The 2,154-nt window shown below is 64.5% G+C and carries 3 protein-coding genes; all 3 read left to right on the top strand.

Features of this window, described 5'->3' with window-relative positions; genetic code table 11:
- The first annotated feature begins 167 nt into the window (after nt 1-167).
- Entirely contained in the window at nt 168-491 is a 324-nt protein-coding gene (locus Q0239_RS15670; RefSeq protein WP_211400705.1) for a DUF6499 domain-containing protein, read from the top strand.
- Nucleotides 492-534: 43 nt separating this feature from the next.
- Entirely contained in the window at nt 535-987 is a 453-nt protein-coding gene (locus tag Q0239_RS15665; protein WP_246579601.1) for a DUF2285 domain-containing protein, read from the top strand.
- Between the two features lie 432 nt (nt 988-1,419).
- On the top strand, nt 1,420-2,154 hold a 735-nt coding region (locus tag Q0239_RS15660; RefSeq protein WP_298604609.1), incomplete at its 3' end, for a replication initiator protein A.

Below are 2,154 nucleotides of genomic sequence, written 5' to 3'. Positions count from 1 at the left end.
ACCCCGCATGCAGTAAGTTCCGCGACGTCTCTCATCACGACAGCCAAAGTGAATTTGTTGTCCGGTCGAAGAACCCTCTGCATTCCGATTATCTGTCTTGCCGTTTTCCCGGTCTTCGCCATAGACGGAATCATCCCGAAGCCAACGACTGAGGGGGAGGTCGCGTCATGGAGCCGCTGCAAGACTGGCGCTCACCGCAATTCGAGGAACAGTTGAGCCGGCTCGACCGTGGCGGCATCACGTTCGAGTTCCTGCGCCGCAACAAGCAATATCGCAAAGACTATCATGCCGTGGCGGAAGCCGTCGTCTCGGGAAGGCTTGAGAAGCGTGAGGCGATAGCGCGCCTTTCACGCCGCTGGGGGCTGGCCTTTCGCGGCGGACCCCGCTGCATCGGCTTTGGTCGTGCAGCCGATATGGCTGCCGCAGCTCAACCCTGCCACGCTCATTGTCACGGCCGCGCCGGAAGGCTTTGCCGCGCGTTCCTTACCTGACCCCGCAACGCTATCCATTCGCGGAGAACCGAGCAGCGACGGATTGCATGGTGTCGTCGAAGACGTACAAGGCGATCTCGGCGTCTGGCTTCCGAGCGGTGATACGGTCGTACAGGCAGGCGTTTTTCTGCCGTTCGACGAGCATTTCCATTGGCGCAGGAAAAATGCGCTTCGACTCTACCGGCACATCAGTGGCGAGCGATCCGGACCTCCGCCGCGCGAGGAACGCCTGACCCGTTTCCAGCTTCACCGGGCCGCGCTGATGCTGCGCGTATGGGACGGCGTGGAATCCGGCGAGCCGCGTCGTTTGATTGCGAGTATCCTGATCAACGAGAAGGTCAGGACGTTGCGCGCGCTCGACTGGAAGAACGCGCCGGAGCGACGGCGGCTGGCCCGCATTCTTGCCGCCGCCCGTGAACGCATCGAAGGCGGATATCTGCGCTGGCTCGCTCCCCGGGCGAGACACCAGCGGCACAATGTTGATCGCAAGACCTGACACGTCATCCCGATCCTGATGCGCAGCGGCCCGGCCATCGGCACCCACGCATGTCGCGCCAGGCGGGAAGGGGGGACCCTTCTGTTAACGGCTACGAATTTCGTCACTCCTCCGAGCCGCGAATTTTTCGCCATCGTCGCACCCGACTCGCCGCCGTGATGGCGGCTGCGACGGAGGTCCGCAATGCTGGAGAAGACCGATAAGAATTGGCCGCGTTTCGTGCGAACGCCCGAGGCTGCGCGCTTGCTCGAGCTGTTGGAGGTTGGGCAGCTGGGCGAACTGCGACGGCACCGGGCCGGTCTATCACAAGCTCGGCGGCCGCGTGGTCTACGCCGTCGCCGATCTTGAGGCATGGGTTGACGGTTGCGCGCGGCAGTCTACTTCGGAATCCGCGGCTGGTCATGCGGCCGGCACTGCGCGCTGAGCATCGCTATGTCGGCGAGCCGCTCATACGACAGTCAGCAACTCGAACTCTTCCGGGCGCGCGCCGGTGACATCGCTGCCCGCGACGCGCAGGACTTGATGTCCTGGCCGTTCTTTTCCCTCGCCAAAGTGCGTCGTGTGACGCCGATCGACTTCCGCATGGGCGAGGTATCGATCCGCGTCGAAGCGACCGCGGAGCACGGCATGGCCACGATCTGGGACGCCGACGTGCTGATCTGGGCCGCCAGCCAGATCGTCGACGCGCGCGACCGCGGGCTGCGCACGTCGCGCCTGATGGCCGCCACACCGTATGAGATCCTCACCTTCGTCGGCCGCAGCGATTCCGGCCTGAGCTACGACCGCCTGAAGGCGGCGCTCGACCGGCTGCAATCCACCACCGTCGTCACCTCGATCCGCCAGCCGTCCGAGCGGCGGCGGCACCGCTTCTCGTGGATCAACGAATGGAAAGAACGTCTCGACGCGACCGGCCGACCGCTCGGGATCGAATTGATCCTGCCGGACTGGTTCTATGCCGGCGTTCTCGACGACGCGCTGATCCTCACCATTGACCGTGCCTATTTCCACCTGACCGGCGGGCTCGAGCGCTGGCTGTATCGCCTCGTGCGCAAGCATGGCGGCCGGCAGACGCACGGCTGGAGCTTCGATCTCCCGCACCTGCATCTGAAGTCCGGCAGCCTGTCGCCGCTGCGCGCAGGAATTGCGTCGTGGTGGGCGATCGAAGGG

Source organism: uncultured Sphingorhabdus sp. (assembly GCF_937872355.1).
Taxonomy (GTDB): domain Bacteria; phylum Pseudomonadota; class Alphaproteobacteria; order Sphingomonadales; family Sphingomonadaceae; genus Sphingorhabdus_B.
Note: the sequence above shows the minus strand (reverse complement) of the source record. Positions and strands in the feature narration are given on the sequence as shown.